Origin of the sequence: Halorubrum sp. BV1 (assembly GCF_000746205.1) — an archaeon.
Taxonomy (GTDB): domain Archaea; phylum Halobacteriota; class Halobacteria; order Halobacteriales; family Haloferacaceae; genus Halorubrum.
In genome coordinates, this window is record NZ_JQKV01000005.1 from 149,285 (window position 1) to 174,506 (window position 25,222).

At 56.7% G+C, this 25,222-nt stretch carries 22 protein-coding genes; 11 read left to right on the forward strand and 11 right to left on the reverse strand.

Going from position 1 to position 25,222, the window contains the following annotated elements:
* Positions 1 to 35: 35 nt before the first annotated feature.
* Positions 36 to 437, forward strand: coding sequence for a hypothetical protein (locus tag EP28_RS09355; RefSeq protein ID WP_049983766.1), 402 nt, complete (start codon positions 36 to 38; stop codon positions 435 to 437).
* An 82-nt stretch (positions 438 to 519) separates the two neighbouring features.
* Here the strand turns inward: EP28_RS09355 and EP28_RS09360 are convergent, their stop codons facing one another.
* Positions 520 to 1,158 carry a DUF2306 domain-containing protein gene (locus EP28_RS09360; RefSeq protein WP_049983767.1) on the reverse strand — a complete coding sequence of 213 codons (639 nt, stop codon included), beginning with the start codon at positions 1,156 to 1,158 and terminating at the stop codon, positions 520 to 522.
* Positions 1,159 to 1,377: 219 nt separating this feature from the next.
* Here EP28_RS09360 and EP28_RS14670 point away from each other — a divergent pair, with 219 nt between their 5' ends.
* Entirely contained in the window at positions 1,378 to 1,500 is a 123-nt protein-coding gene (locus EP28_RS14670) for a hypothetical protein (protein WP_255358272.1), read from the forward strand.
* A 96-nt stretch (positions 1,501 to 1,596) separates the two neighbouring features.
* A complete protein-coding gene (locus tag EP28_RS09365; protein ID WP_049983768.1) occupies positions 1,597 to 1,983 on the forward strand; it encodes a DUF7522 family protein in 387 nt (128 codons plus the stop codon).
* Between the two features lie 53 nt (positions 1,984 to 2,036).
* Here EP28_RS09365 and EP28_RS09370 read toward each other — a convergent pair whose 3' ends face one another.
* Positions 2,037 to 2,549, reverse strand: a complete 513-nt coding sequence (locus EP28_RS09370; RefSeq protein WP_049983769.1) for a PIN domain-containing protein — start codon at positions 2,547 to 2,549, stop codon at positions 2,037 to 2,039.
* Complete coding sequence (locus tag EP28_RS09375; protein ID WP_049983770.1) at positions 2,550 to 2,840, reverse strand: UPF0175 family protein; 291 nt, start codon at positions 2,838 to 2,840, stop codon at positions 2,550 to 2,552. It abuts the gene before it with no gap.
* A gap of 277 nt (positions 2,841 to 3,117) precedes the next feature.
* Here EP28_RS09375 and EP28_RS09380 point away from each other — a divergent pair, with 277 nt between their 5' ends.
* Together EP28_RS09380 and EP28_RS13830 are read left to right on the forward strand one after the other, a co-directional pair.
* Positions 3,118 to 3,948 carry an IS5 family transposase gene (locus tag EP28_RS09380; RefSeq protein ID WP_049983771.1) on the forward strand — a complete coding sequence of 277 codons (831 nt, stop codon included), beginning with the start codon at positions 3,118 to 3,120 and terminating at the stop codon, positions 3,946 to 3,948.
* A 191-nt stretch (positions 3,949 to 4,139) separates the two neighbouring features.
* The gene (locus tag EP28_RS13830) at positions 4,140 to 5,831 is read left to right on the forward strand and encodes a sensor histidine kinase (RefSeq protein ID WP_230455316.1); all 1,692 of its coding nucleotides are present in this window, start codon (positions 4,140 to 4,142) and stop codon (positions 5,829 to 5,831) included.
* Between the two features lie 47 nt (positions 5,832 to 5,878).
* Here EP28_RS13830 and EP28_RS09390 read toward each other — a convergent pair whose 3' ends face one another.
* Entirely contained in the window at positions 5,879 to 7,453 is a 1,575-nt protein-coding gene (locus tag EP28_RS09390) for a PAS domain S-box protein (RefSeq protein WP_155118460.1), read from the reverse strand.
* A 412-nt stretch (positions 7,454 to 7,865) separates the two neighbouring features.
* Between EP28_RS09390 and EP28_RS09395 the strand changes: the two genes are divergently transcribed.
* Positions 7,866 to 8,126 carry a HalOD1 output domain-containing protein gene (locus tag EP28_RS09395; protein WP_049983773.1) on the forward strand — a complete coding sequence of 87 codons (261 nt, stop codon included), beginning with the start codon at positions 7,866 to 7,868 and terminating at the stop codon, positions 8,124 to 8,126.
* 540 nt (positions 8,127 to 8,666) lie between these two features.
* On the opposite strand, the gene EP28_RS09400 is transcribed toward EP28_RS09395, so the two are convergent.
* The 6 genes from EP28_RS09400 to EP28_RS09425 all read right to left on the reverse strand — a co-directional run bounded on the left by EP28_RS09400 (position 8,667) and on the right by EP28_RS09425 (position 13,249).
* Positions 8,667 to 8,834, reverse strand: a complete 168-nt coding sequence (locus tag EP28_RS09400; protein WP_049983774.1) for a DNA-binding protein — start codon at positions 8,832 to 8,834, stop codon at positions 8,667 to 8,669.
* Positions 8,835 to 9,035: 201 nt separating this feature from the next.
* Positions 9,036 to 9,263: a DUF8139 family protein gene (locus tag EP28_RS09405; protein ID WP_049983775.1), complete on the reverse strand. Its 228-nt coding sequence runs from the start codon at positions 9,261 to 9,263 to the stop codon at positions 9,036 to 9,038.
* Positions 9,260 to 10,984, reverse strand: coding sequence for a DUF2254 family protein (locus EP28_RS09410; RefSeq protein ID WP_230455318.1), 1,725 nt, complete (start codon positions 10,982 to 10,984; stop codon positions 9,260 to 9,262). Before EP28_RS09410 ends, EP28_RS09405 begins: the two co-directional genes overlap by 4 nt.
* A 179-nt stretch (positions 10,985 to 11,163) precedes the next feature.
* Positions 11,164 to 12,558, reverse strand: coding sequence for a HesA/MoeB/ThiF family protein (locus EP28_RS13840; RefSeq protein ID WP_080506128.1), 1,395 nt, complete (start codon positions 12,556 to 12,558; stop codon positions 11,164 to 11,166).
* Positions 12,558 to 12,944, reverse strand: coding sequence for an E2/UBC family protein (locus EP28_RS09420; RefSeq protein ID WP_049983777.1), 387 nt, complete (start codon positions 12,942 to 12,944; stop codon positions 12,558 to 12,560). Before EP28_RS09420 ends, EP28_RS13840 begins: the two co-directional genes overlap by 1 nt.
* 5 nt (positions 12,945 to 12,949) lie before the next feature.
* A complete protein-coding gene (locus EP28_RS09425; protein WP_049983778.1) occupies positions 12,950 to 13,249 on the reverse strand; it encodes a multiubiquitin domain-containing protein in 300 nt (99 codons plus the stop codon).
* Positions 13,250 to 13,980: 731 nt separating this feature from the next.
* Between EP28_RS09425 and EP28_RS09430 the strand changes: the two genes are divergently transcribed.
* From EP28_RS09430 to EP28_RS09445, 4 genes are read left to right on the forward strand one after another with little or no spacing between them, the layout of a single operon-like run.
* On the forward strand, positions 13,981 to 14,172 hold the full coding sequence (locus EP28_RS09430; RefSeq protein ID WP_049983779.1) for a hypothetical protein: 192 nt from the start codon (positions 13,981 to 13,983) through the stop codon (positions 14,170 to 14,172).
* Between the two features lie 3 nt (positions 14,173 to 14,175).
* Entirely contained in the window at positions 14,176 to 18,405 is a 4,230-nt protein-coding gene (locus tag EP28_RS09435) for an Eco57I restriction-modification methylase domain-containing protein (protein ID WP_049983780.1), read from the forward strand.
* The gene (locus tag EP28_RS09440; RefSeq protein WP_049983781.1) at positions 18,398 to 21,364 is read left to right on the forward strand and encodes a DEAD/DEAH box helicase; all 2,967 of its coding nucleotides are present in this window, start codon (positions 18,398 to 18,400) and stop codon (positions 21,362 to 21,364) included. The genes EP28_RS09435 and EP28_RS09440 overlap by 8 nt, the downstream gene beginning before the upstream one ends.
* Entirely contained in the window at positions 21,365 to 21,913 is a 549-nt protein-coding gene (locus tag EP28_RS09445) for a TATA-box-binding protein (RefSeq protein WP_049983782.1), read from the forward strand.
* 97 nt (positions 21,914 to 22,010) lie between these two features.
* On the opposite strand, the gene EP28_RS09450 is transcribed toward EP28_RS09445, so the two are convergent.
* Positions 22,011 to 24,428, reverse strand: coding sequence for a DUF262 domain-containing protein (locus EP28_RS09450; protein ID WP_049983783.1), 2,418 nt, complete (start codon positions 24,426 to 24,428; stop codon positions 22,011 to 22,013).
* 73 nt (positions 24,429 to 24,501) lie between these two features.
* Here EP28_RS09450 and EP28_RS09455 point away from each other — a divergent pair, with 73 nt between their 5' ends.
* Entirely contained in the window at positions 24,502 to 25,191 is a 690-nt protein-coding gene (locus EP28_RS09455; RefSeq protein WP_049983784.1) for a hypothetical protein, read from the forward strand.
* Positions 25,192 to 25,222 lie beyond the last annotated feature (31 nt).

Sequence of the window (25,222 nt, forward strand, 5' to 3'; positions counted from 1 at the left end):
TTGTCGTTCCCATGGGGGATGGAGGTCGAACGACGATGGACACAACCCAACCGTTCAAGATCAATCGGACAGCCGCCGCGACCGTTCGTGACTGGTTCGTCGACGAACACCACACTGGCGAGCACGGCTCACCCGTCTGTGAATCGCTGTATCATCTTGCAGCGCTACTCGACGATGGACTACAAGAGGCAGAGAACACGTTGGAAGTTCGCGTGACGGCAGCCGGTTCGGACACTGGAAGTGCGGGCACAGGGACGTCTGCAGAGCCAGTACAGTACGTCACGACGTTCGAGTGTTCGATCTGCGGCGCTCACCGAGTGTTAGCCGCCTCGATTCAGGTGTGTGCGTATCTCGAGGACTGTCCGAACTGTGGGACTGCGAACGCCCGGTTCACGGCGAATGAAATTCCGATACGCATCAGCGATGAGTGGGACTGAGACGGGACACCGGAGAGAGGTTTCTCCGCTCATCCACATATTGGACAGTCCAGACCCTCAGCAGGCAGCACTGAGTGTGTGATCACTCCGTGCTGTAGGTATTCGACCAGTAGGCGATGAGTGGAACGCCGACGAGAGTCGGCCAGAGCCATGCCCAGATGCCGATGACAGTTGTCAGATTGACAGCCGAAACAGCGCTAATCGTCGCGATGAACGCGGCGATCATCCGCTGGAGATGGCTCACCATCCACTCTTCGGTCCCATCCTGACGGAATATCCGTGCGTCGAACGCAGCGAACACCACGCCGATTCCACCGAAGACTATCATCACGATTCCGAATGATTGCCCGCCGAGAGCCCCAGTGACCCCCCACATTCCCAGACCGAGACAGGCGAGGAAAACAGCTCCCGTTGCAGCCCAATCGATCGCATCTGCGTCCTCAGCCGGTCGCTTCCGGGAGAGCACCCGATACCCCGAGAACGCGAAATAGCCGCTGAAGATCGCAACGAGCGTGAGGATGATCCGGAAAGTTGTGGGCTTGATGGCTAGAAGACCGAACACGGTCGCAACAACGACACCCATTGATATCAGGAAGAGTTTCCCAGCCTGCCGATGTCGCCATCCGCCCTTGCTCGTCACGAGCGCACCGACGCCAGCCAACACAGCGACCATCCCGGCGGCGATGTGCAGCCAGAGTATCCAATCTTCCAGTGTCGGCATACCCATATGCCCGTAGACTGTAAACAAAAATCCCTACATATCTCAGATATATATTCTACTCGTGTACACCTGTGGCCGATACGCGCCCTGTACGCTCAGAAAACCATTCAATATGAAACAGGTAAATCGGGGAAGTGCGAACCCGCAACTCCATATCTGACGAACCACTGAGTCCGTCCACCACTCTTTTTGCGCCGATGAGCGGATTTGTAATACCATATGACCGACGCAGAACGACTCCAGTGTCCAGTCTGTAACTGGACTGGTGAACACACGGAACTCGAAGAAACGGACGATGGCACTGCCTGTCCGGTGTGTTATCAGACGCTCGTCGTCGAGTAATTCCGGATGAGTAAACGAACTCGATGGACGAGCCGACGAATGAGCGCTACGCCACTGCCACACGATATTTGAACGTGGCTTACAAATTCGAACATAATGTCCCGCGCCGCCGCCCACGAACTGGCCGAGTATCTCGAGCAGCGGGCCGGTGAGTCCTTGCGTGCGGTTGGCCACTACTCGGCAGACAACTATGAGATCGTCCACCTTCGAGATGACGTGCGTGAGCAGTACTCCGATGACGAGATCGTGAAGATCGTTGAGGAGCTCCGCTGGGAAAGCTTCGCCAAACCAACTCAGGAGCGTCAGTACCGCCTTGGGGGCCTCACCTGTTCGATTCAAACGTTCGAGGACGGTGTCGTGATGCACTTTCCGTACGACGACCAGCACGGAACACTCGTTTCGCTCGATCCGGGGGCCGCCCGTCAGTTGATGCAGTTCATCGACGATTGTCTCACACGGATCGAGCGGACGCAGTCCGAGTAGCGGCTGTTCGGCCCGCTCTGTTATGACATCGCGTCGCCGTCGCCCCGTGTCGGTCAATCCGACACGGACTCGAGCGTCTGGACGATTTTGCTGTAGACATCGGGCGCACAATACCAGCCCTCGTCGATCATCGCATCGATCACGGTCCGTGCCTCCTCGCCACTAATCGTGCCCGCCTTCGCGAGTTTTAGGATGAGATACGCCGTCCCCCTCGTTGTGATGCCCTCAGCCGCTGCGACATCACGCCCATACGTCTCGTCCATCACGGCCACCCCGTCGTGGGCGCCGGCACAGGCGAGGACGGCAGCATCGGCGTCGCTGAGACTCTCGTTTGTTTGGAGCCGAGACAGAAGCGAGGTCGTCTCAACCGACACGATGTCGAACCTATCAGCGTCGACGCTTCGTTCGATACGACGGGCGTCCGGAAACCCTTCTTCGAGGCCGGTGGTGACGACCTCTTCATACACGCGCTCGGGGATTACACACGACACCTCGAGGTCCTGGACGACCGTGAGCCGGTCGACCTTCGCGAGGTAGATGAGGGGCGTGGCGTCGAAGACCCACATTCACAGCGCCTCGAGGTCCGCGTCGAGATGGTCGTCATCGACCCAGGTGATATCGCGCTCCTTAGCCAACTGGGCGAAGTCCCAGACCGACAGTCCTGCCAGCTCAGCCGCCTTGCTGAACGTGATAGACCCCGCCGAAAGCTGGTCGAGGGCCCGTTCGCGTCGCCACTCCTCGAGGCCCTCGGAGAGGAGCTTTCGAACGGCCGTACTCCGGTCGAGGTTTTCGTCTTCGAGATACGCGTCGAGTTCGGCCTCTAATTCGTCTGGGACGCGTGCCGAAATCGTTCCCATAGTGTTTACATCGTATGCAACGCATACAAATGCTTCGGCATCCAGCATAGATCCCCAGACGGCGGACGACGACGAAATGGTAGCGGCACACACTTCTCAATCAGGCAAATTATGAAGCTAGCACCTTCTATATTTTTCAGATGAGGGATTGGTCTCAGGCAGTGAGTCGATGGTCGGTCGCCATCCTTGGAGTTACGCTTCTCCTGCTCTGTTGAATCCGCAGAAGGCGACGGGATAGCGTCGCTCTGAAGGTGGAAGCGAAGCGGAAGAGCCGAATGTGACTAACCTACTCTTCCGCTTCGTTAAGCAAGCCGCGTCGCTGGCTCAAAAGCGCTGTGCCGCCAGTCCAACGGCGGTGAGTGATCCGACTGGCAACGGATTTCCCGGGTGGAAGCATGTGACGCTCCACTTTTTGCGGGTTCACATGGATGCGACGTACCGCGAGATCGTCGATTGGGCGAGTGAAATGGATCGTGTTCGTGGTCTGTTACAGCTCGCTCGAACGGCATTTCCCGCACCCTCAACGCTGTACCGGTCGTTTGAGAGGGTGCCCATGTCCGTGTGGCGCGGGTTCCTTCGGGAGTCTGCGACCATCTGCGATCCGGGCTCGCACGGTGCCATCGATGCCACGTTCTTCGACCGCGAAACGGCATCGAGACACTACCAACACCGCTCGGATCGCCACATACGCACGCTCAAAACGACGGCACTCGTCGATACAGATTCGTGTGCCATCCTTGATGTTCACTGCTCGGCACACTGGCCTCACGACACCCAAACTGGCCGTCGAGTCGCCCTTCGCAACACCGAGAAAATCGAGAGTCTCGCCGGCGACAAAGGCTATGACGACCAATCTCTCCGGGACGCCCTCCGTTCAGAGGGCGTCCGGCCGTTGCTACGTCACCGGCTGTTCGCTGCGTACGATCACGCGCACAACGCACGGTTGGACAGCGAGCTATACGGCCAGCGGTGGATGGCCGAGACCGCCTTTTCGGCCATCAAGCGTCGGTTCGGCCCCGCTGTCCACCCTCGCGCTTGGTACCGCGAGTTCCGCGAACTCGTGTTGACCGCCGCAGTCTACAACCTCGAACAAGCTCTCAAACAGTGATCCCCGCGCCGTCATCGGATTCAACAAAGCAGCTTCTCCTGTTCACACTTGCCCGGGCCGCGACAGACACCGACGATCCCCTGATCGACTTTATCGAAGTCGTCCTCCCGTTTGTCATCGGCATTGGACTCATCGTCGGCGGAGTATGGCTCGCCAGAACGGCTCCACCGCCCCGTATCAAGCAGCTTTCGATGTGGTCGCTGGGTGGGGCCATCGTCGGCGTCGCCGTCAATATCTGGTTCCTGCTCATCATTTCGCTGGAACAGGCTCCATCCGGGGAACCGATCGTGTTGAATCTCAATGGCGCTGGCATCTTCATGGCAGCTGGCGTCCTTCTCGGCTACTATGCAACGGGACTGCAAGCGCGGGAACACCAGCTCGAACTTTCGGAACATCGCTTCCGGGCACTCACGGAAAACTCGTCGTTCGCAGTCATCTCGATCGACGAAACGAGTACGATTCGGTACGCAAACGACGCGACCGAGGAGCTCTTCGGCTATCCCACGACCGACCTCGTCGGCGAGCCGCTGACCATGCTAATGCCCACCCGCTTCCGTGAGTCACACCTCGAGGGGCTGTCTCAGTACCTTGCCGACGGAAGTCGAACTGTCGACTGGGACGGGCTCGAATTGGCCGGGCTCCGAGCCGATGGCGAGGAATTCCCCGTCGAAATCAGCTTCGGTGAATACGTCGTGGATGACAACCACCTCTTCACGGGCGTCATTCAGGACATCTCCGACCGGAAAGCGGCCGAACGGCAGCTTCGGGACCACACGTCGAAAGTCACGCAGTTACACGCGGTGGCGACCGAGATTACGAGCGCGGATTCCCGCGAGCAGGTGTATCAACGTACTGCAGACGGGGCCGTGGACGTCTTCCCCGCTGATGTTGCCCGTGTCGCGATCGCGGACGGCGACCAGCTCGTGCCGGCCGCCAGTTCGGACCCCGACTCCATCGAGGAGCGTATGCCCGTGTCTACAACCATCGGATACGCGGGGCAGAGCTACCAGTCCGGGGAAGTCCTCCGACTCGACGATCTGACGGATACGCGTTCGGCAGCGCAGTCCCCACTTGAGGACGGCGGGCCACAGCCGGACACGGACCCAGCGGAGCCACGGGCGCTGTTGAGCATCCCTCTCGGAGAGTACGGGGTGCTACAAGCGTTTGCCTACGAGCCAGCGGCGTTCTCCGCCCGTGATGAAGAGGTCGCCGAGATGCTCGCAACACACGTCACGACGGCCCTCCAGCGCATCGAGGCCGAGTCGACCATTCGACGCGAACGCGACCGGCTTGAAGAGTTCGCCAGTATTCTCTCGCACGACCTTCGGAATCCCTTGAACGTCGCCCAAGGACGGCTGGAACTCATACAGATGACCGGCGAACTAGAGCACATCGACGCCATCGAGCGGGCGCTGGATCGGATGGAACGACTCATCGGGGATATGTTGACACTCGCTCTCGAGGGCGATGCCGTCGGCGAGACGCAGCCGGTTGCGCTTCGCACAGTCGCTACCCACGCCTGGAACAACGTCGCAACTGAAGCCGCCTCGCTCGAGATCGAGTCGAGTGGAGAGTTCGGCGCAGATCACAGTCGGCTCGTCCAGGTGTTCGAGAATCTGTACCGGAACGCGATCGAACACGGGGGCGACGGGGTTACAGTTCGTGTCGGGACCCTCGACGGTGGCTTTTACATCGAGGATACCGGCCCGGGTATTCCGAGGGACGAACGAGACGATGTCTTCGAGAGCGGATACACGACCAACCAGGATGGTACCGGGTTCGGGCTCGCGATCGTCAAACGCATCGTCGAGGCCCACGGGTGGGAGATCGAGGTCACAACCGGCCGCGACGGCGGCGCTCGGTTTGAAATCTCAGGTATTTAATTCCTCGAACAGCGTGGAAACCGTCGGGATAAGGGCCACATCTGTCGTTACGGAGCTGCGGGCAGTCGAATCTCGATGGCTGCGCCCGGTCGGTCATCGAGGACATCGAGTTCGCCGTCAAGACTCGTCACGATCCAGTAGACGAGCCAGAGTCCCAGCCGTTTGCCGTGGACCAGTGGCGTTTCATCGCCGCTGAGAAGTACTGACTGCTCAATATTTGGTAGCCCAGGTCCATCATCTCGCACCCGAATCACGACCTCGTCGTCGGTGTCAGCCACCTCAACCTCGACTGTCGGTGTGTCGCCGGCGTGGGTGGCTGCATTATCGATGAGTTCCCAGATCGCCGTCTCTAGCCGGGGGGCGGTCTGTGCAACGGCAGTCTTCGGCGCTTGGATCGTAATGGAGGCCCCGGAATGCGCCTCATCGATCTGGGTGGCGACGCGGGTGACGAGGGGGACGACATCGATCGGGTTCCGCTCCGGCGGTGCGTCGAGATTTTCCTCGAGTTTCTGTGCGGTCTCGCTGAGATCGATCAACCGTTCCGCAGTCATATGAATCCGCTGGGCCAGGTCCGCGTCGTCCCCGGTGAGCGAGTCCTCAAGGAGTTCCGTATAGCCCCGGACGATTCCCATATCGTTACGGAGGTTGTGTCGAAGGACTCGGTGGATCACGCTGATCAGGCGGTCGCGACGCTTCCGCTCGGTCGCATCGCGCGCCATCCCCTGGACGGCAACGATATCGGCTGGCGTTCGGTCCGCTGGTGGCACGTCGGCATCGTAAATCGGCGTGCCTCGGATATCAGCATACACGATCTCACCGGATTTCGTTTCGAGGGGCAGATACGTCTCCTCTACTGTCTCTCCGGCCAATACTCGTTCGTATATTTCTTGAGCCCTTTCGGCGGTCTCCGCATCCGGGAGGACCACCGTGAAGGGACGACCACGAAGTCCATCAGCGGTATAGCCCAGCATTTCTTCAACCGACGGAGAGTGGTACGTGAACTGCCCATCGAGATCGATCCGGAACAGTAAATCGAAGCTGGCGTCGATGACGGCACGATAGATTTCTCGTCGCTCCGCCAGCGTTCGTTCCTGTTCGGCGAGATCCTGCTCGTAGTTTCGCTGCTCGATTTCGTAGCCCACCACCTGGGCGATCAGGTACGTGAATGATTTTTCAACGTCAGTGAACGGCTCAGCCCGCGGATCACGCGCCGAGAAACACACTGTCCCGAAGGGCTCGTCGTCGACGACAATTGGAGCGCCATGATAACAGCTGAGCTGGTGGGTCTCGAATGCGGGATCGTCTTCCCATCCCGCGTCGAGCGCGTCTGCAAACGAGACGATCCCTTCGTTCTGGATGGTACGTCGACAGTACGAGGTCGTGAGATCGAGCTCGAGGCCGGGCGGAATCGGTCCGTCCACAGAGTCGGTGCTGACGATGGCCGTCCATTCGTTCCTCTCCTGCTCGATCTGTGTGATGTACCCGTGATCGACGCCGAAGTACTCGACGCCGAGCTGGAGGACGGCTTCGAACCGGTCAAATAACGGGCGGTCACTCCGCATGATTTCATACAGCTGTGAATAAGCCTCCGTCTGCTGTAGCGCCCGTTCTCGCTCGCTCATAGGCGAGGGATCCCCATATGCGTAGAACAGACGCAAGTCTGAAAACAGTTGTCACACATCTGTCACCCAGATTCTCAAAACCAGGTTTGTAGGAACCCGTCGTGTACGCAACGCTCTCCTCCGCTGGTCGCTGTCGCCTTGGGTGTCGCTCAGGACCGGTCATTCCAGAATGCGCCAACCGTTATCGTTGTTTGGTATCAAAATCGCCTACCCCAAGGGATCACTTCAGTTGTGCACTCGCTGCAGTCTCCACGAGTCAGCGATGGATTGTACGCGAGAGCTGGCCGGGGTCCCCTCAGGCCAGCGGCGTAGTGGCAGAGATCGCGTGGCTTCGTTTGTCAAAGGCGACATCACCAGCCGCCGAGCCACCACTTTTAATTGTTATTCGCCCTACGTATCTTTCGATATCATAATGGCTCCCTCTGGCCCAAGAAACTCAGATACATCTCCCAATCTCCTCGTTGAAATCGTCGAGACACTGGAAGCCCACGGGCTTCCGAGTGAGTCGTATCAGCTCCACGATGCCGTCGACGTCGAGGCACTCGAGCAGCTTCTCGCATCATCCACGGGCAATGTCGAGGTTCGATTCACTGTTGAGGAAATCCAGCTCTCTGTCACACAGGATGGCGTCGACGTCATCCTCGACGAGCCAGCCGGGACTCCAAACCAATAGCACGAGCAGAAGCCCCTGATGCCCGGACCGTTCTTCCCGAATCAGTGTTTGAGTCACGGGTGTGCAGCATGGGGCGTAACGACGAGCCTGGAGTTCGCCGATGCATTTTTCGAGCGACTCGATATGGATCCACCGTACGAACACCTACGGTCGCGGCTTGCGACGGCGCCGGAGTAACGAACCGTCACGCCAACACGGATGCACAAAGGAGGACTACTTAATTGGATTCAGCACGAACCACCAGAAACGGGATAATCGAGCTTGATGGGAAATGTGGACAAATGAACCGCGCTCACTCCCAGACTGGATCGAAGACGCTTACGAGATCCTCGCACCCGAGATAGAGGACGGAGAAGGCGGGCTCTCGCAGGAACAGGCACATGATCGACTGTTGACTCACGATACGTTCCCATCCGAGCCGGCCGATGCGGAGTATGCTGTCGAACGGTTACTCGATTCCGGCTGGTTCTATGAAGTTGATGGGTCTCTCCGAGTCACTGACCCAGGCCCCTAACTCTATTGCGGAGTAGTGATACCTGCCTACAGATCGCGTGGCTGGACAGTCTTCCGGTCGTTCGCCTCAGCCCGTCGTGCGGCGTCGTCGAGCAGTTCGGCGACTTCGTCGTCCAGCGCTTCGTAGAAGTCTGCGGAAACGTTGGTGTCGTCGAGTGCATCCTTTACGGTCGATTTGACAATCAGGTCTGCCATACATTCTCGTTTCAGACACCGCTCACATAAGCGTAGATATTCAATTGCGGCACTCGACTACGAGTCGTCGATATAGCGGGTGATTTGGAGTGGTCCGACAAAATCTTACCAAACAGTAGGAGTGTATTGTAGACGAAGAGTTTGGTAAGAGTGTGTTGTCCAAATACAGCCACCGCTTGGACAATAACGTGCGACGATACCTCAGGGGGGCCGGAGATCCCGCCACCGAACATCCGTTTTTGTCCCGTCGTCCAGCTGAACACGGTACAGCACGGCGTCACGATCATCACCCGTGACGGCGCCGGCGTCGTCCTCTAAGATAGCGATGATCTCGCCGTGTCGCCCGTGGAGCCGGTTGTAGTCCGGGTCCGTCTCATCAGGAATATCGATTCGCACACGGTCACCCTCCTCGAACTGGTAGTCGGTCATTCTCGCTCCCTGAGGTACTCCGTTCGTTCGTGGACGTCTTCCTCGAACTCAACGAGCCACTCCTCGAATGGTGTGTCTTCCTCTTCAGTTCCGAAAACCCGTTCGATGAATCCTTCGTCTGTATCATCTGAGGTTGGATCAAAAGTTCGAACGGAGATGTTGCGTCCCTCCGGCTGCTCACCCGCTTTGAGGAGCGCAAATGCCCGGTCAACGATTGTCGGATCGTAATCCCGCCTTAGGAGCCCAAGGTTGTTCGTCCACATTCCAAGACGGCCGTTCTCGAGCTGATCAACACGATAGGCAAGTTGGATTGTCGTAATACAGCACAGCGTTGCCAAGCCATCTATCCCAGCATCGGCAGCAGATTCGGTGATTCGCTTCCAGCCATCATCGATTGACCCCTCGACAAACGGGTACTCCCCCTCCGAGACGCGATATCGGAGAACGGTCTGAGTGAAGCTGACATATTCGCGCCAGACGTGTCGCAGTGGCTCCGCCCCATCAGGGAGCGTCCACTTTCGACCATCAGTAGGAGAGATCCAATTGATATCTTGGTCTTGCACGTCGTCGCCGTACCGGTCAACGAGGACTTCGAATATCTCGCCCACCTCTCGGCTGTAGTAGTCCCCGACAAGCCGGTCTGTGACGTTCGCATCCGGTCGTCGTCGGAGAAGAACAGCCATCTGATGATCCAGATGGTGCGATACCGCCAAGAACGTCGTATACTCAGCATCGCTGGCTGTGGCTTTCGTTAGTTCGAGCAGCGACTCTTTCACCGGGCTCCGAAGTCGATTCCCCTCCCACGTCAAGGGCGCTGCATCGAACGCGTCTCCGAGCCCCTCAGCAGCGTCCTCAGTGACGTCAGTAAAGCCGTGGTTGAGCCCGTCGAGAGCGACCGCTTCGACATCGTCGACAGCATCCGAAACCAGGTCGTATTGCTCGTGGGTGTACGCCTGCTCCAAGATCGGTGGGACATACTCCGTGAGGATTTCAGTCGAAACAGCCGATGCGTACTGGGCGGCGTCTTCTTTGGTATGCTCGCTTTCGAGGTACTCGAACGTCCGGGTGAGAACCGTCCGAAGTCCGTCGATCCCCTGTTCTGCGGTTTGGTATTCGCCCAGCTCGATGGCTCGAGCAATCGTTCGGTACAGTGGGCGAATCGGATGGACCTCGAGTTCAGTGAATTCCGTTGCGGTCGTGGGAAGGTATTCGTCCGGTGCGAGTTCCCGTTCGACCAACACCGAGATGAGATCGTCGGGCGAGCTGCGCTGGATCATCAGCTGGATGAATTGGTAGAGCGCAAACGTAGAGACAGCAGCAAGCGCAAACGCGATTCCGACGACTGCGTTCAGTAGGCGGCTATTCTGTATCGGGAGCAGATAGACGACGACGAGGTTGAACGCGATGGCGCCAACGAAGAGCGCGAACGTCGTACGGAACAGCGGCTCTTTGACGAACAGTGAGGTGAGGCGGGCCGAATATCGTGTCACAACGAGTTGTAGAGCGACGACGGTCACGGAGAACACGATCGCAAGAACGGAGGCTTCTGCCGTCGCTAGGGTCGTCAGTAGCGCCCTGATATTATCGGTCTGAACAGCAGGGTTGAGGAGAGCGGTCAGCGTCGCGACCACCATAGCCGTAGCCACTATCAGGGCAGTATATCGAACAATTAGATTGTGGGACCACTCTCGGATGGAGTCCTTCAGATTCTGGCCACTCATACCCTTGTTCTCATAGAGACTCCTTTACTAGCTTAACATAAGTAATGAATTTCACTCCTTTCTTACCAAACAAACTGAGGTTGAATTCCGAAATTGTTTGGTAAGGTAGCGGATGCTTGAGACACATATCAATCTGCGATTCCTGACGTGTATGAGAATGTTCGAGCCGAAGAAGGGTGTTAAATCTCCCAATCGGTGATCTCTGCAGCATCTCCATCGCCAGCACGTGAACACGTGAAGCAATCTGAATCAACGTTTACACGGCGACTTGCAGTCCGTTGAGTTTGCTGTCCTGGCTCCCGAAGGTAGTGGTAGTGGAGGGGTGATATAGCACCAAACTGCGTGGCGTAGATCAGGATCTCACTGACCCCCATTGACGCAACTTCGCCATTTAGCGAGACGACGGATGGATCAGTTACGTCATCAATATACCCGAGATCACGGTCCTCAGCACTGACTTCAGCTGGTGCAAGGAAGTCCCGAGCTTCTTCTCGATCGATCTCGTCCAAACAGTGAAGGCAAGGCCCATCCGGGTGGATAAACGCTATACGGCCGCCCAGTTGCTCAACTGGGCCGTCTGGAGGATTGATTCCTGTGGCCAAGTCTAGATAAGGAAGGTGGGCTGCACGTGCGAGTCGGTTGAGGACAAGCCGTGGCCCATCATTATCCAAACACCCGACTACGAGATCTGTTGTGAGGAGGGTCTGAAGAGCTTCTTTGTCTCGAACGTCGGTCTCAAACACTGCCATACCAACGTCATCGCTGGTGATCTTCTCGATAGAGTCCGCAGCTATTCTGGCTTTTGACTTGCTTACGTCATCAGGGGCAGCGGTCACCGTCCGGTTAAGATTGGATACCTCAATCTCGTCCGGGTCCACAAGAACAAAGTCTCGAACACCAGCGTAGGCTAGCTGCTGCACTACGTGTGATCCGAGGCCACCGAGCCCGACGATTCCTACCCGAAGGGTCTGTAGCCGGTCTTGTCCTTCTTTGGAGAACGCCCGAATCTGGCGATCATATCGATCATCCAAGCCGTCAGGTGCTTTTGATGACTGGGACCCCGAGGTTGGGAATTGGACATCGAGGTGTTCACCTGCGACAACTACTCGCTCAACAGCGGTCCCATCTCCTGGTTCATTCCAGTATCGCGCATCAATCGACTCTCGCCCCAGAACGATTGCTCCATACGGCGTGCCGTCCAGCGAGTCAAGCACGTACGCTGCGAAGTCTGGCATTTCCTGCTCATCCGTGAAAGAGGAGAATGTGACGTTTTTCTTGGTGAGCGGGTGTGTGTGGGCTTCGATGATTGCGAGATCCTGTCGCTTTGCCTTGTTGATCACATCCAGTATCGGATCGAGATCAACCTCATAGGCTCCGCGACCGTGGAACTCTACATCTTCATCAGCGATTGGAATGAACTCTTGAACCGTGAATCGAGGGCCGGCGGTTGTTTTTGCCACACCGGCGAGGAAGAACCCGAACTTTTCGGAAGGGCTCTGCCGATCGTCGTCAATATCCCAGAGATGTTCCTCTGCTTCACTCCAAGTAGACTCTGGCGTGGCAATAACAGCCATCAGACGCCCTCCTCAAGACGTGCTTCGACGGAGCTCATAAACGTCAGCAAGTTTGACCCGTCTTTGACGTCCTCTGATGGCTTCCAATTGTTTTGTACCCGCCACGAGAACCGGTCCCAGTCCCGGCCATCGTGACGCTTGTGGTTGGTAGCAAAGCTCCCAGGCTGCTGCCCATTACACTTGAGACCGGCAGGAACCCAGAAGTTCCGTGGTGGTGTCTCCGGGTAGCCGGACGGCAGCTGGAGTAAGACCTCGGTGGTCTCGCGGTTCCACTCCTCGTCGAGTTCGACACCCTCCACGAGTACCCAATCGAAGTTACCCCCGTGCTCGATTGATGGGTACTGCTGCTGGAGCAGGTCGATCTCGGCTTCGAGCCTGTCTTGCATCGGAGTTATCCTCGCTTGAACTGGGGTGCCTGTTTGAGTCGTCGTCCTGGACCGTCGAATTCGACCTCGTCGTCGGGATCCAGTTGCTCTTCGGTACCGTCGTCGTGAATCAGGATCAGCCCGACATCGATTGAAATGCCGGCCCGTTCCATTATTTCACGGGCGGTTAGCGAGGATTCGTCCGTTTGGTACTCGTCGCCATCGACGAAGAAGGTGTAAAACTTCCCGTCAACGTCGTCCGAGGGTGGACTCTGGTTGTTAGGCGATGCTCCGTCTGCGTCCGCGGAAGTCGTGTCGTCCGTCATTGTTCTGTGTGCTTGATGTCCCTCAAGCGGCGGGCATCCCGCGGTGGATCCATAGCTGTGGCTCTACGGGCACAGGTCACCGGCTTGAACCGGGACGTCGCTCCGCGTAGTGCTGTTTCCAGCGTAGCTCACAACCACGGCTCGCGTCGAACCGCGGACGTAGTTTTTGAGCCCACCTGTTCTGCCGCCTACACCCGGAGAAATCCGAATGTGTCAGGCGGTGGCTCCGAACTGGTGGCTGTCTTCTCGGACAGGTAAGTATTGCTGGTTGCTACTTATAAATATTTCGCCGGATTAGGTTCACCTTATCACAGAGTATCGAGCGATAGAGGCTCATTCTCGGAGTGTTATTTAAAACAGTCAGTGGTATATAAAGGAGAGTCGAAAAATAGGATATGCTGTATTTATATCTAAGGTAGTGGGTTGGAGCGACATATATGAAAATAGAGAAGAATCTCGCGGGAGTTGATTAGGTGACGAGAGTAAGTAGACTCGCCACCAGTTCGGAGCCATAATCCCCTATGATTCCATTATTTTTAAAACTAGCGGCTCATAGCCTGAGACGGAATAATTCTCATACATAATCTTGACCGAGCATTGCTGTGGGTGTTTCTCCGACGTACGGTGGTAATCATACGGAGTATCAAGATCTCATATGATATCAGCAATAGCGAATGGAATAGTCTAAGTAAAGACTATATTGGGGGGCTGAAACAGGCTTAGTATCCGAGATGACTCGTAAATCAATCGCCCGGAATTCGGGTAACTCCGGGCGAGTCAACATCTCCGGCTCCGAGCTCGAAGCACTCGAGGCCGAGATTGGCGACGATGTCGACGTCGACGTTGCCGACACGAAAGACATCGCTCACGCGCTTATCGACAGCAAGGACGCGGATCGGTTTCTCATTGTCACTCCACGATAATTCATGCAAACGGCACTCACCTATCGGACGAATCGCGACCTGTTCTCGAACTACTACCTGGACGAGCACCTCCCCGAAACCGAGGCGTGGGACGAGCTAAGCGACGACGAACTCCGCGAGGCGAAAGCGGACATCATGGATCTGTGGGAGCGCGAGAAGGGGACGGCTCCCAAGCGCAACGAGTCCCAACTCGAGGAGAAGTTCATCCGGCCGATGTTCCGGAAACTGGATATCCCCTTCGAGGTTGAGGAGAGCACCAGCCGGACCCAACGTCGGCCCGACTACGGCTTCTTCGAGTCCGAGGACGCCGCACGCGGTGCGTTCGAGCGCCGCGAGGAAGGAGGCGATTTCTACAAGGACGCCGTCGCCGTCGCGGACGCCAAGCGCTGGGGTCGGCCACTCGACACCCGTGGGAGTGGGGAACACGAGCGGGACTTCGAGAACCCGAGCTACCAGATTCACGTCTACCTGCAGGAGACGCCGGCGCGGTGGGCCGTCCTCACCGACGGGAAGAAGTGGCGGCTCTACTACGGCCCGACGAGCCACCGCCTCGACTCCTACTACGAGATCGACCTACCGACCGTCCTCGAAAAGGGCGACCTTGAGGACTTCAAATACTTCTACCTCTTTTTCAGGCACGGTGCGTTCCTCGAGGACTCCAGCGGCGAGTGCTTCCTGGACGAAGTCTACGACGAGTCCAACGTCTTCGCCCAGGAATTGGGAGAGGACCTCCAAGACAACATCTACGAGGCGATCAAGGTGCTCTCGGAGGGATTCATGCAGTACCCGGACAACGACCTCTCCGAGGACGATCTCGACCTCATTCACGACAGTTCCCTCATCTACCTGTATCGGCTCATCTTCGTGCTCTACGCTGAGAGTGAGGGCCGTGACCTGCTCGACACGAACAACGAGATCTACGAGGAATCCTACAGTCTCAACTCTCTCAAGCAGGACATCGCCGAGGAATTAGACAGTTCGAATCCGAAGTATCGGGACTGGCAAGACAACCTCTGGGACCGGCTGGACGAGCTGTTCAAACTCATCGACCAGGGGAGCAGGTCCCGCGGTATCCCGGAGGAGGACCTCTACATCCCGGCGTACAACGGCGGACTGTTCAGAACTGATCCGGACGAGGACGATAGCGTCGAAGCCCGGTTCCTCGCGAACCACCAGGTCGGGGACGCCTATCTCGCTGAGGTCATCGAACTGCTCACCCGGAGTCAGAACGGCAACGGCGGCGGGAAGATCTTCGTCGACTACTCGTCGCTGGACGTCCGCCACCTCGGGAGCATCTACGAGGGGCTGTTAGAGTACAAACTCAACGTCGCCGATGAAGCGCTAGCACTGGACGACGGAGAGTACGTGAGCGCCGATGAGGGCGATGATGTAGCCGTACAAGAGAACGAAGTGTATCTCACGACGGATAGTGGTGAGCGAAAAGCTACAGGATCTTACTACACACCGGAGTACATCGTTGAGTACATCGTTGAAGAGACCCTCGGCCCTCTCGTCGACGACATTCGGAACGATCTGGTGGGGCAGAGTGCGTTTGACGAAGGAGGATTCGCTGAGGAGTTCGCTGAGGAAGTATTCAATCTCAAGATACTCGATCCAGCGATGGGGAGCGGTCACTTCCTGACCAGCGCTATCGACTACCTTGCCCGTGAGATTATCGACGCACAGGAGCGGCAAGCCGCACAACAGGGGATCGAGACTGTTGATGAAGATCACGATATCAACTGGGCCCGTCGACAGGTCGCTCAGCGCTGTATCTACGGAGTCGACCTGAATCCACTTGCCGTCGAACTTGCGAAAGTCTCCCTCTGGCTCCGAACGCTGGCTGCCGAACAACCGCTCGCATTCTTAGACCACCATCTGAAGACAGGCAATTCGCTTGTGGGAAGCGACATTGAGACTGTTCTAGATAACGGTGAGCCCGATATTGAAGAAGGACAGCTAACACTACAGGAGTCATTTGACCGGACGCGACGTCAAGCATTAGAACACGTCACCGACCGGTTTGAGGATCTACTCTCTATTGATAACGAGACACTAGACGATGTCAAAGAGATGGAGGCGGTCTACGAGGACGTTCGTGACGACCCACTATACCAGCACCTCATTGCTATGGCGAACGTCCACACAGCTGAACAGGCTGGCCTTGGCGTTCCAGAGGACGCTTACGAGCGTATGGCCGAGGCACTGCGTGATGACTCGTGGACCGATATTGAAGACCAAGACTGGTATTGCTCGGCGCAGGCGATGGCGAAAGAGCAGAACTTCTTCCACTGGGAGCTTGAGTTCCCGATTGCATTTTACCAGCAAGACGGGGAGGTCAAAGAGGATGGTGGGTTCGACGCGGTAATTGGGAATCCACCATATGTGGGAGAAAAAGAAATGAAAGAGGAGTTTGAGCTCCTGAAAAACGGTTCTATTGTCAACGAATGTTACCAAGGCCGAATGGATATGTTATATTTCTTCATTCTACTTGGAATTAAACTCACCAATAGTTCGGGAGCATCTTCCATGATCACCACAGCCTATTGGCCCGAAGCTGACAGCGCCGAAAATCTCCGTCGTGAAATTGCGAGCAGAACGAGCGTTAGAGAGATTTTAGAATTTGATGGGTTTACAGTGTTTGACCAAGCACCTGGTCAGGAAAATCTCATTTATAAATTCGAAAATTCCGGTTCTGACCATATCACGTTTTCATATATTCGTTCAGATGGATATGAGAAGGACGCTGTAGCGGAGTCATTATTAGGAGAAAAAGACCTCTTTCATCAGGAGAGTTACGAATATGATGAATTCGATCTTCCTTCAGATGGTAGCGAATGGTACGGTATAAAGGGATTAGCAAAGGGTGCCTTAGAACTACCTAGCACCGGACAGAAATTCTCTGATTTGCTTGAATCCAAACAGGGCATTGTTCCCAACCCGGATAAAGTAACAAAGCAATCATACGAAGACTTTGAAAATGAAGATGTAGAGGTTGGGGAAGGTGTTTTTCTCTTAGATAATGAAGACTTAGATCGTATTGGAATTAATGGAAACCACCAGTTGCTTAGACCGGCATATAGAAATTCGGATATCTCTAAGTACCATATATCTTATCCCAACGAGTTGTATCTATTATATATAACTTCAAACGTAAATATATCTGAGTATCCGCAAATACAGGATCATCTTAACAGATATCGATCCAAGCTGGAGGATAGAAGAGAAGTTGAAAACGGAGATATAAGCTGGTATAGCCTTCAGTGGCCGCGGAACGAGCAGCTATTTGAAACGCCCAAGATTGTCTACTCTAACTGGGGTAATGATTGGCAACCCTATGCAGTAGAAGATCAAGGATTCTACGAACGGCGAGATATTACTCTACTGAAACCGCTGAATTCAGAAGTAGACCTTTATCGACTTACAGCAATAATGAATTCGAGATTGTCCGAATATTGGCAGACAGAGCGGCGGTCTAGAACTGGCTACACTACACAAGGTAGTCTTGACGATATGCCTATTCCACTCAATTCGAACGAGCCAGATGCCGAAGAGAGTCTCCGGGAGCTCGCGAAAAAGATGTCTGATTTGAAGAAGGAAAGAGTCGCACTCAATCTCAACCTGTTCGACTATCTTGGATTACCAAGTGACGAACTTCCCGAATCAAAGGAAGGCGACTCCCTTGGGGATTTGCAGATTCCAGTCGAGGGCGTCGCAGATACACCACTAACTGAGACTACAGACGAGTATGAGGGCCTTCGTATTGAGGGTGTCACCTTCCATGAGGATGGTGGACGAGTAGTGCTATCAGTAGACCTCAGCTACAAGATTGACGAAGACGACCCTCGGGAAACCGATCGTTGGAATCGGCTCGTAGAGGCGGAGTTCGAGACCTACGAGGCGATGGCCTTTGTTGGACTCACCGAAGTCGAGGAGATATTGCTGCGCGAGTTTGTCCCTGTCGCTGTTGAGGAGGCTGAAGGCTTTGCCGGGTTCCGGAGGGGAGCGTCTAAGACGAATTCTCCATTAGATCGCCTGAAGGATCTTATACTGCCTGATATCGACGATATTAAATCTGGGTTGGAACAGTATATCGAGATCCGGGAACATGCTGACGAACTTGACGAAAAAATCGAGACGACTGATCAGCATATCAACGAAATCGTCTACGACCTCTACGAACTGACCGACGAGGAGATCGAGATCGTCGAGTCAGCAGTACAGGATGACTGATTTCGAGGTAGGCGATCAAGTCAAGTTCGCCGGCGGGCGTGGAGAGATCACGAAAATCGAGGAACGACCAAACGGCGGCCACCTTCTCCACGTCTACACCTCGGAGGGACAGCTCCGTAAACTCCCCAGCGGCCTCCCTCACATCGAGAAACTCGACTCGCTCGTCGATCGCCTCGCAGCAGGCCAGTCCGACGCCCCACTCCACTACGACCTTCGAGAGCGGGCGATCCGGCTGGATCTCGCCTACAAGTACGATCGATTCCTCACGCTGACCAGCAACCGCATCGAGATCGAACCGTACCAGGTACAGGCCGCCTACGAGATCCTCAACTCCTACGACCACCGCTACCTCATCGGCGACGAGGTCGGCCTCGGGAAGACCATCGAAGCCGGCATCGTCATCGAAGAGCTCATCGCTCGCGACCGCGCCGACCGGGTGCTCATCGTCGCGCCGGCGCCGCTGACCGTCCAGTGGCAGGAGGAGATGCGCGAGAAGTTCGACCGCAACTTCGTCATCTACGACCGCGAGACGGTTCGTACACACCGAAAGTCCCACCCCAGCCAGAACGTCTGGAAGCAAGAGGACCTCATCATCACCTCCATCGACTTCGCGAAGCAGACCACCGACGACCCCGAGTCGGACCGCGTCTCCGTCCTCGATGCCCTCCAGAATCTCGACGAGGAGTGGGACGTCGCGGTCTTCGACGAGGCCCATCACCTTACGGCCAGACGGTCGAGCGATGACTCCACCGAGCGGACACAGCGATACCAAGTTGGTGAGGCCGTCGCCGACAACTCCGATGCGCTGCTGTTGCTCACCGGGACCCCGCACAAGGGGAAATCAGACCAGTTCTACTTCCTCGTGAGCCTGCTCGACCCGTATCGCTTCAGCCACGAGTCGCAGATCAGTCCTGAGGCGCTTGAGGACCTGATGATCCGCCGGCTGAAGGATGATATGTACGAGACCGACGGGACCCGAATGTTCCCCGAGAAGAACATCGAGGCACTCCCGGTCGAGATGACTCGCGAGGAGCGGAAGCTGTACGACGACGTCACCGAGTACATCCGCGAGTACTACAACCTCGCCCAGCAGGAGGAGAACCAGGCGGCGGGGTTCACGATGGTCATCTACCAGAAGCGGCTGGTCTCGAGTATCTACGCGATCCGGAAGTCCCTCGAAAACCGGATGCGGGCGATTCAGAACGACGCCGTCGCAGAAGACCTCCCTGACGGGGTTCAGGACCTCATTCCGCGGTATAGTACCGAACCCGAGACGCTCACCGACGCAGAACGCGCTCGGGTCGAGGAGGCGCTTGAGACGGTCACGATTACGCTCAATCAGTCGCAAGTCCAGCAGGAGCTGGACCGCGTGAAACAGCTCTGGCAGCAGGCTAAGAACATCGAGACGGACTCGAAGGCCCGATTGCTCCGGCAGTTCGTCGACCGCATTCTCTCAGAGGACCCCGACGAGAAAATCCTGATCTTCACCGAATACACGGACACGCTGGAGTATCTACGTGACGAGGTCTTCGCTGATCATGATGTCGCCCAGGTGTACGGCGACCTCGAGCAGTCCCGTCGACGGGAAGAGATGAGCAAATTCGAGGAGGAGGCCAACCTGATGCTCGCGACCGACGCCGCCCAGGAAGGGCTCAACCTCCAGTTCGCCCACATCATGGTGAACTACGACCTCCCGTGGAATCCCATCAGGATCGACCAGCGGATGGGGCGGCTCCACCGCTACGGCCAGGAGCACACGGTCGAGATTCGGAATCTCTTCTTTGCCGATACCCGCGAGAGCGAGATCCTCAACCTGCTCATCGAGAAGACGAACCAGATCGAGTCGGACCTCGGGATGCGCTCGGATGTCCTCGGTCGCGTCCTCGAAGACGTCGACTTGGACGAGACGATCATGGCGGCCATCGCTGAAGGGGAGCCGACTGAACGTGTCGTCGCCGATATCGAGGCGACCATCGAGGAGAAACGCGAAGCGATTCAGACCGTCGAAAACGAGTTTCTGATTCGCGACCGCTTCGACCTCTCCGGCGAAGACGATGAGATTCTCGACGTGATCGAACGCAGTCAACACGGCGAGGTGTCTGAGGACGATATTGAGACGCTCGTGCGGGTGTTCTTCGACAAATTCGGCGGCTCTATCAAGGGTGTTCGACCCGGACCGGCCCGGATGGAAGGTGACGTGTTCCAGTTGGATGTCCCTGAGGTCTTGAGTGGAAATCAGGTGGCACGACAGTACTCACGGGCCACGTTCACCAAGGATATCGCGATGGAGGCGGATGATGTCGAGTTCATCTCGCTTGACCATCCTCTCGTCGAGTCGCTCATCGAATTCTGCCTGGACGGCGACCGCATCCAGGGTGAAATTGCGATGCAGGTCGCTGCGACGGCGTCTCAAACCCCCGGAATCTTGTTCAATTACCGCCTTGGCTACGTCTCCGGTGCTGGGGATGTGGTGACCGAGAAGCTGGTTCGTCTCTTTGTTCGCCCAGATGGTAGTGTGACGACTGATGTTCCTGAGCTCTCGAAGACGACGGCTCCCAGCGATATCTCATCGTCTCATGAGGTTGATCGGCTCTCGAGTATGGCGGAGGACCTCTACGAGGCCGCAGAGATGGAAGCATGGACGCACGTTGAGTCGTTCGCCGAGGAGGCCCGAACCGAACGAGAACGGGAGATCGAAATCAAACGCGAGCACGCTGAGCGATACTTCGAAGAGCAAATCGAAGAATGGGAAGAGCGGTTAGAGCAGTACCAACACCGTGCTGAGCAGGGTGCAGATATGTCCGCGCCGATTGGAAACGCGAAGCAGAAGCTCGAAAGTCTGCGACGAGAGCGTGAAGAGGAACTGTCCCGGCTTGAGGAAGAGAAACACGTCACGCCGCAGGAACCAGACCTCGTGACGGCGGCGTTCGTTGTGTCACCGCCGTCCGGAGGGGACTAAATGGTCGAGATCGCGAACGCCGTTGGCTCGGGCGACGTCGGTGTCGAACTGGATATTGCGGAAGTCGAAGCTGATCTCCCGGTTCCGTACACCGAATACGATCCCGAGAACTACCACGGTCTCTACGTACGCCTCGTCGAGGACGGACCACTCATCACCCTCTACCGGAGTGGCAAGTACATCATCAGCGGCTGTTCCAGCTTCGAGGAATTACACGAGACAAACCGTGCGTTCCTGCAGACCCTCGCCGGGCTGGACATCATCAATTCATCCACCGAGACCGGGTTTACCGTCCAGAACGTCGTCTGTACGGGAGAGTTGCAGCGATCAGTGAACCTCAATGCGCTGTCGATCGGACTGGGACTAGAAGCAGTCGAGTACGAACCCGAGCAGTTCCCTGGTCTCATCTACCGACCGCCGGATTTCCCAGCCGTGCTGTTAGTCTTCGCGAATGGTAACGTCGTCATCACTGGCGCAGCAGATGTAGAAACTGCAGAGGAGGCATTCAATCACCTTCAGACGAAGGTGGAGGGGCTTCTCGACGACTAATCTTACCAAAACCTAGCCAAGGGATACATCCGAATTGTTTGGTAAGATAGGACGAGTGATCTCCAGCCGACGACGTTACAAAAAGAGGTGAGACACCTCAATCAGCGAGAATCGACCGAGTGATCCCGGCGAGATTCGGAGCTTCTAACGATGACCCACAGACGCACTCGTACATCTCTGTGTCATCCTCTCCATCGGAGATGCGAGTGTAGAGCGCCCCACAGGAGCACTGTGGGAGTTCGGTTACCCCATCGGCGCCGGAACTCGGCATATCCGCGTCACCCTGCCGGACGAGTTTCACTCGCGAGGGATCCACGTCGACGCCCTCCGCATACGCCCGTTGTGCATCATCACGGATGGTGAACGCGATGCCCGTCCTCGGATCTGTGGCTGCCTCCTCAGCTGCGTCGGAACTTCCCTGTGCCATCGTAACGACGGCCGCCGATTCGCCACTCCAGTGGTCGAGCGCGAAGGCCACGATATCCCGCGCTCGTGCATCCAGCGCGTCGACGTCCCAGCCCGCTGCCGGAGCTGGGAGGTCATCACCAAGGATCTCCATCTGCGCGTCTTGGTAGATCTCCTCGTACTTCGTCGCATAATCGTCGTTCGACGCTGACGGATTATCCTTCGGCCCGAGGAGCGCGAGATTCCCCAACCGATTCACGTTCTCCTCGTGATTTTCAAGCTCCGCAGCGCTGGTCTCCGGCGTTCGCGGCGCGATGTGCTCGATCGTAAACTCGTCGAGGTCCATCACGCTGGGGAGCATTTTCAGCGACGTATCCGTGTTCTTCTCCTGGCGAAGGTGCTTCTCATACTCGAACAACAGGAACCGGATCGCACCCTTGTTGCAGAAGCCCGGCCACCCGCGCGTGTCGCTCCCCTGGATGATGTCCGACCGCGTCAGGTACTCGACGAAGTCGTTGTCGGGGCAGTGCCGGCCGATGTAATTGTCGAGATACGCCGTCACCTCGTCGACGGCGACAGCTGGGTTCTCGTAGGGCGGGTCAACGACCGCTTCACCGAACAGGTCCTCGACGAAGCCGTCCTCGAACTCGGAGGCGTAGAGCCGGTGCGCTGCCTCCTTGAACTCGCGGCGTGCGGTCCGTTGCGATCGTTTGGCGACCTGGTAGACGCGAAACGAATAGACCTCACAGAGCGTAGCAATCCGCGCGAACTCCGGGCTGTCAGCATCGTATCGCTCGATGGCTGCGATGATGAGCGGCGCGATATTGGAGAAGTTGATGTTGTGGAGGGACTTGACGCGAGCCTGAACCTGGGGCGAGACGTCGGTTTGCCGGTTGAAGACGTCGAGATAATTCGCTTGGACGTAAGATTTGGAGACGCTCGAGAGCGTGTCGACGTAGTTGTTGACCCACGTCGCGACCTCTTCTGGATCTCGTTCGAGGGGAATATGCCGGGGTGATTCCTTGATACGTCGGTGGATTGGCGTCGGGCCAGATCGGTTCTTGCGGACTTTCTTGTACTCTCCCGTAAAGAGCTCCCAGTGGAACTGAACCAGTTGGTCGATATCGTCATCATCGGTGGCGTACTGGGCGACTGTTTCGACGGCGTCGTTGAATCGGCGGGCGACTGCTTCTGAGTCCAACGTGTCGAATTCGCCGGAGACGTAGATCAGGTACGATTTGACCTTGTCGGCTAGGGTGATATCCCGCCCTCGGTCGTTGACAGCCTCGAAGAGTCGACCTGCCTCGTCCGTGCTCTCGACCTCTTGGGAGGTGAGTTTGAATTGGGAGGTGAGAACGCCCGTATACCGCTTGATGGCCGTATAGTATTCGAGGAGATCCGCTTCCGTAGCCTGCCTCAGGTCTTCATCACCGAGGAAGAGTTCCCGCTTCTCACGGATCCACTTCTGGATGATCTCTTTCGCTCTGGCCAGCTTCTTCTCCGGGACAAGCCGCTCGTCATCGTCAAGGATCGTCTGTGGATCACCCTGGTCGATGATGAGTTCTGCATACGCTGCTTCAGTGAGTTCTCCGGGCTCAAGATGGCGGCCCTCCTTCCGGTCGCCAAGCTTGAGATAGTTCTCCGTGTAATTCGTCGCGAGATAGCCAGGAGGGCGAACGACACCTTCCGGGAGATCCTCCTTGCCGAGCCCCGCAGCATCGAATGCATCCGCGATCGCCTCAAGCTCCTCCACGATACACGCGATGAAGACGTTGGTCGTCGTGAGCCGCTGTTGCCCGTCAATTATGTCGTAAACGGTCCACTCCGACCCCATCATGTCCTGCTTGCCTCTGGCGTTGAGAACCAACGTCCCGAAGTAGTGGTAGACGTCTGAATTTCCATTCGTGTCGTTGCTGTCCGCATCAGATAGGGCAGTAGTCACGCTACGAGCGTTCGGAGAGCCGTAGCGCCGGCGATAGACGTAGTCGATATCGTTCAGGAGGTCCTCGACCTGCTGCGGTTCCCAAGCGTAGCTTCGCTGATAGAGTGGGACTTGTAATTTTGCGTCCGAGAAGACCTGTGAGACTGTTTTTTGATCCGCCTTTGGCATGTTAGCAGGTGTTTAAATGCCGTCGTAATAAATTCCTGTACCGACAGGGGACCAACGCCCCACCTACGAACGTATGCCAGCAGGTTTCTACGCCGCACTCGCTACTTCGGCAAGCGTCTTTATCGGGATTCTGACCGCCCTCTTAGTCAGTAACCTCTCGAATCTCAAGGCCGAACGCCACTGGATCAACCGCCGGCTCGAGGAGATCGACGCCAAGCGTCGCGGCCTCGACAGCGAACAGACCGATATCGAGGACAAGACCCACAATATTGACGAGCCTCGGTATGTCGAAAAACCTCGGTTGTCGCCGGAACGGGAGTTCTATCGCGAGTCAGAGGAGTCACAGGCGGCGAACGTTCAAGCCGACATCCAGAGCGCCAGACAGCACAATCGAAACCATCGCCGCTGGCTTCAGCTGCGGAGTCGGCGGGAAGCACTCACCGACGAACGACAGCGACTCGTGAGCCGTTACGAAGCTCTTGACCCAGCGAATGTAACAGGAACTCTCAAAGCAAGTGTGATCGCGATTCTCCTGGCGGTCGTTGTGCCTTCGCTCGCGTACCTCCTCCGTGTGTTGGGGATAGCAACCGAGCTCGGACCAGCAGGTGTACGCTCGATAGCTGTGTTCGCAGCGTGGGTATGTGGTCTGGGCTACGTATTCCTCCACCTCTATCGAGAAATTACGGAGATTACAGACGAGTCACCAAAGCGGTCAGTGGATGATGACGCGACGGATGCGGCGGACGAGAATCAGCCGGTCTAACGGTGAACTAAGTGGAAGGGTAGAGTGGTCC

What these genes read in the sequence shown, in the direction of transcription:
- EP28_RS09430 (WP_049983779.1), top strand. Translation starts at nt 13,981, where the DNA reads ATGACTCGTAAATCAATCGCCCGGAATTCGGGTAACTCCGGGCGAGTC.
- EP28_RS09445 (WP_049983782.1), top strand. Translation starts at nt 21,365, where the DNA reads ATGGTCGAGATCGCGAACGCCGTTGGCTCGGGCGACGTCGGTGTCGAA.
- EP28_RS09410 (WP_230455318.1), bottom strand. Translation starts at nt 10,984, where the DNA reads ATGAGTGGCCAGAATCTGAAGGACTCCATCCGAGAGTGGTCCCACAAT.
- EP28_RS14670 (WP_255358272.1), top strand. Translation starts at nt 1,378, where the DNA reads ATGACCGACGCAGAACGACTCCAGTGTCCAGTCTGTAACTGGACTGGT.
- EP28_RS09425 (WP_049983778.1), bottom strand. Translation starts at nt 13,249, where the DNA reads ATGACGGACGACACGACTTCCGCGGACGCAGACGGAGCATCGCCTAAC.
- EP28_RS09365 (WP_049983768.1), top strand. Translation starts at nt 1,597, where the DNA reads ATGTCCCGCGCCGCCGCCCACGAACTGGCCGAGTATCTCGAGCAGCGG.
- EP28_RS09400 (WP_049983774.1), bottom strand. Translation starts at nt 8,834, where the DNA reads ATGGCAGACCTGATTGTCAAATCGACCGTAAAGGATGCACTCGACGAC.
- EP28_RS09405 (WP_049983775.1), bottom strand. Translation starts at nt 9,263, where the DNA reads ATGACCGACTACCAGTTCGAGGAGGGTGACCGTGTGCGAATCGATATT.
- EP28_RS09455 (WP_049983784.1), top strand. Translation starts at nt 24,502, where the DNA reads ATGCCAGCAGGTTTCTACGCCGCACTCGCTACTTCGGCAAGCGTCTTT.
- EP28_RS09420 (WP_049983777.1), bottom strand. Translation starts at nt 12,944, where the DNA reads ATGCAAGACAGGCTCGAAGCCGAGATCGACCTGCTCCAGCAGCAGTAC.
- EP28_RS09450 (WP_049983783.1), bottom strand. Translation starts at nt 24,428, where the DNA reads ATGCCAAAGGCGGATCAAAAAACAGTCTCACAGGTCTTCTCGGACGCA.
- EP28_RS09375 (WP_049983770.1), bottom strand. Translation starts at nt 2,840, where the DNA reads ATGGGAACGATTTCGGCACGCGTCCCAGACGAATTAGAGGCCGAACTC.
- EP28_RS09360 (WP_049983767.1), bottom strand. Translation starts at nt 1,158, where the DNA reads ATGCCGACACTGGAAGATTGGATACTCTGGCTGCACATCGCCGCCGGG.
- EP28_RS13830 (WP_230455316.1), top strand. Translation starts at nt 4,140, where the DNA reads ATGTGGTCGCTGGGTGGGGCCATCGTCGGCGTCGCCGTCAATATCTGG.
- EP28_RS09435 (WP_049983780.1), top strand. Translation starts at nt 14,176, where the DNA reads ATGCAAACGGCACTCACCTATCGGACGAATCGCGACCTGTTCTCGAAC.
- EP28_RS13840 (WP_080506128.1), bottom strand. Translation starts at nt 12,558, where the DNA reads ATGGCTGTTATTGCCACGCCAGAGTCTACTTGGAGTGAAGCAGAGGAA.
- EP28_RS09370 (WP_049983769.1), bottom strand. Translation starts at nt 2,549, where the DNA reads ATGTGGGTCTTCGACGCCACGCCCCTCATCTACCTCGCGAAGGTCGAC.
- EP28_RS09390 (WP_155118460.1), bottom strand. Translation starts at nt 7,453, where the DNA reads ATGAGCGAGCGAGAACGGGCGCTACAGCAGACGGAGGCTTATTCACAG.
- EP28_RS09395 (WP_049983773.1), top strand. Translation starts at nt 7,866, where the DNA reads ATGGCTCCCTCTGGCCCAAGAAACTCAGATACATCTCCCAATCTCCTC.
- EP28_RS09440 (WP_049983781.1), top strand. Translation starts at nt 18,398, where the DNA reads ATGACTGATTTCGAGGTAGGCGATCAAGTCAAGTTCGCCGGCGGGCGT.
- EP28_RS09355 (WP_049983766.1), top strand. Translation starts at nt 36, where the DNA reads ATGGACACAACCCAACCGTTCAAGATCAATCGGACAGCCGCCGCGACC.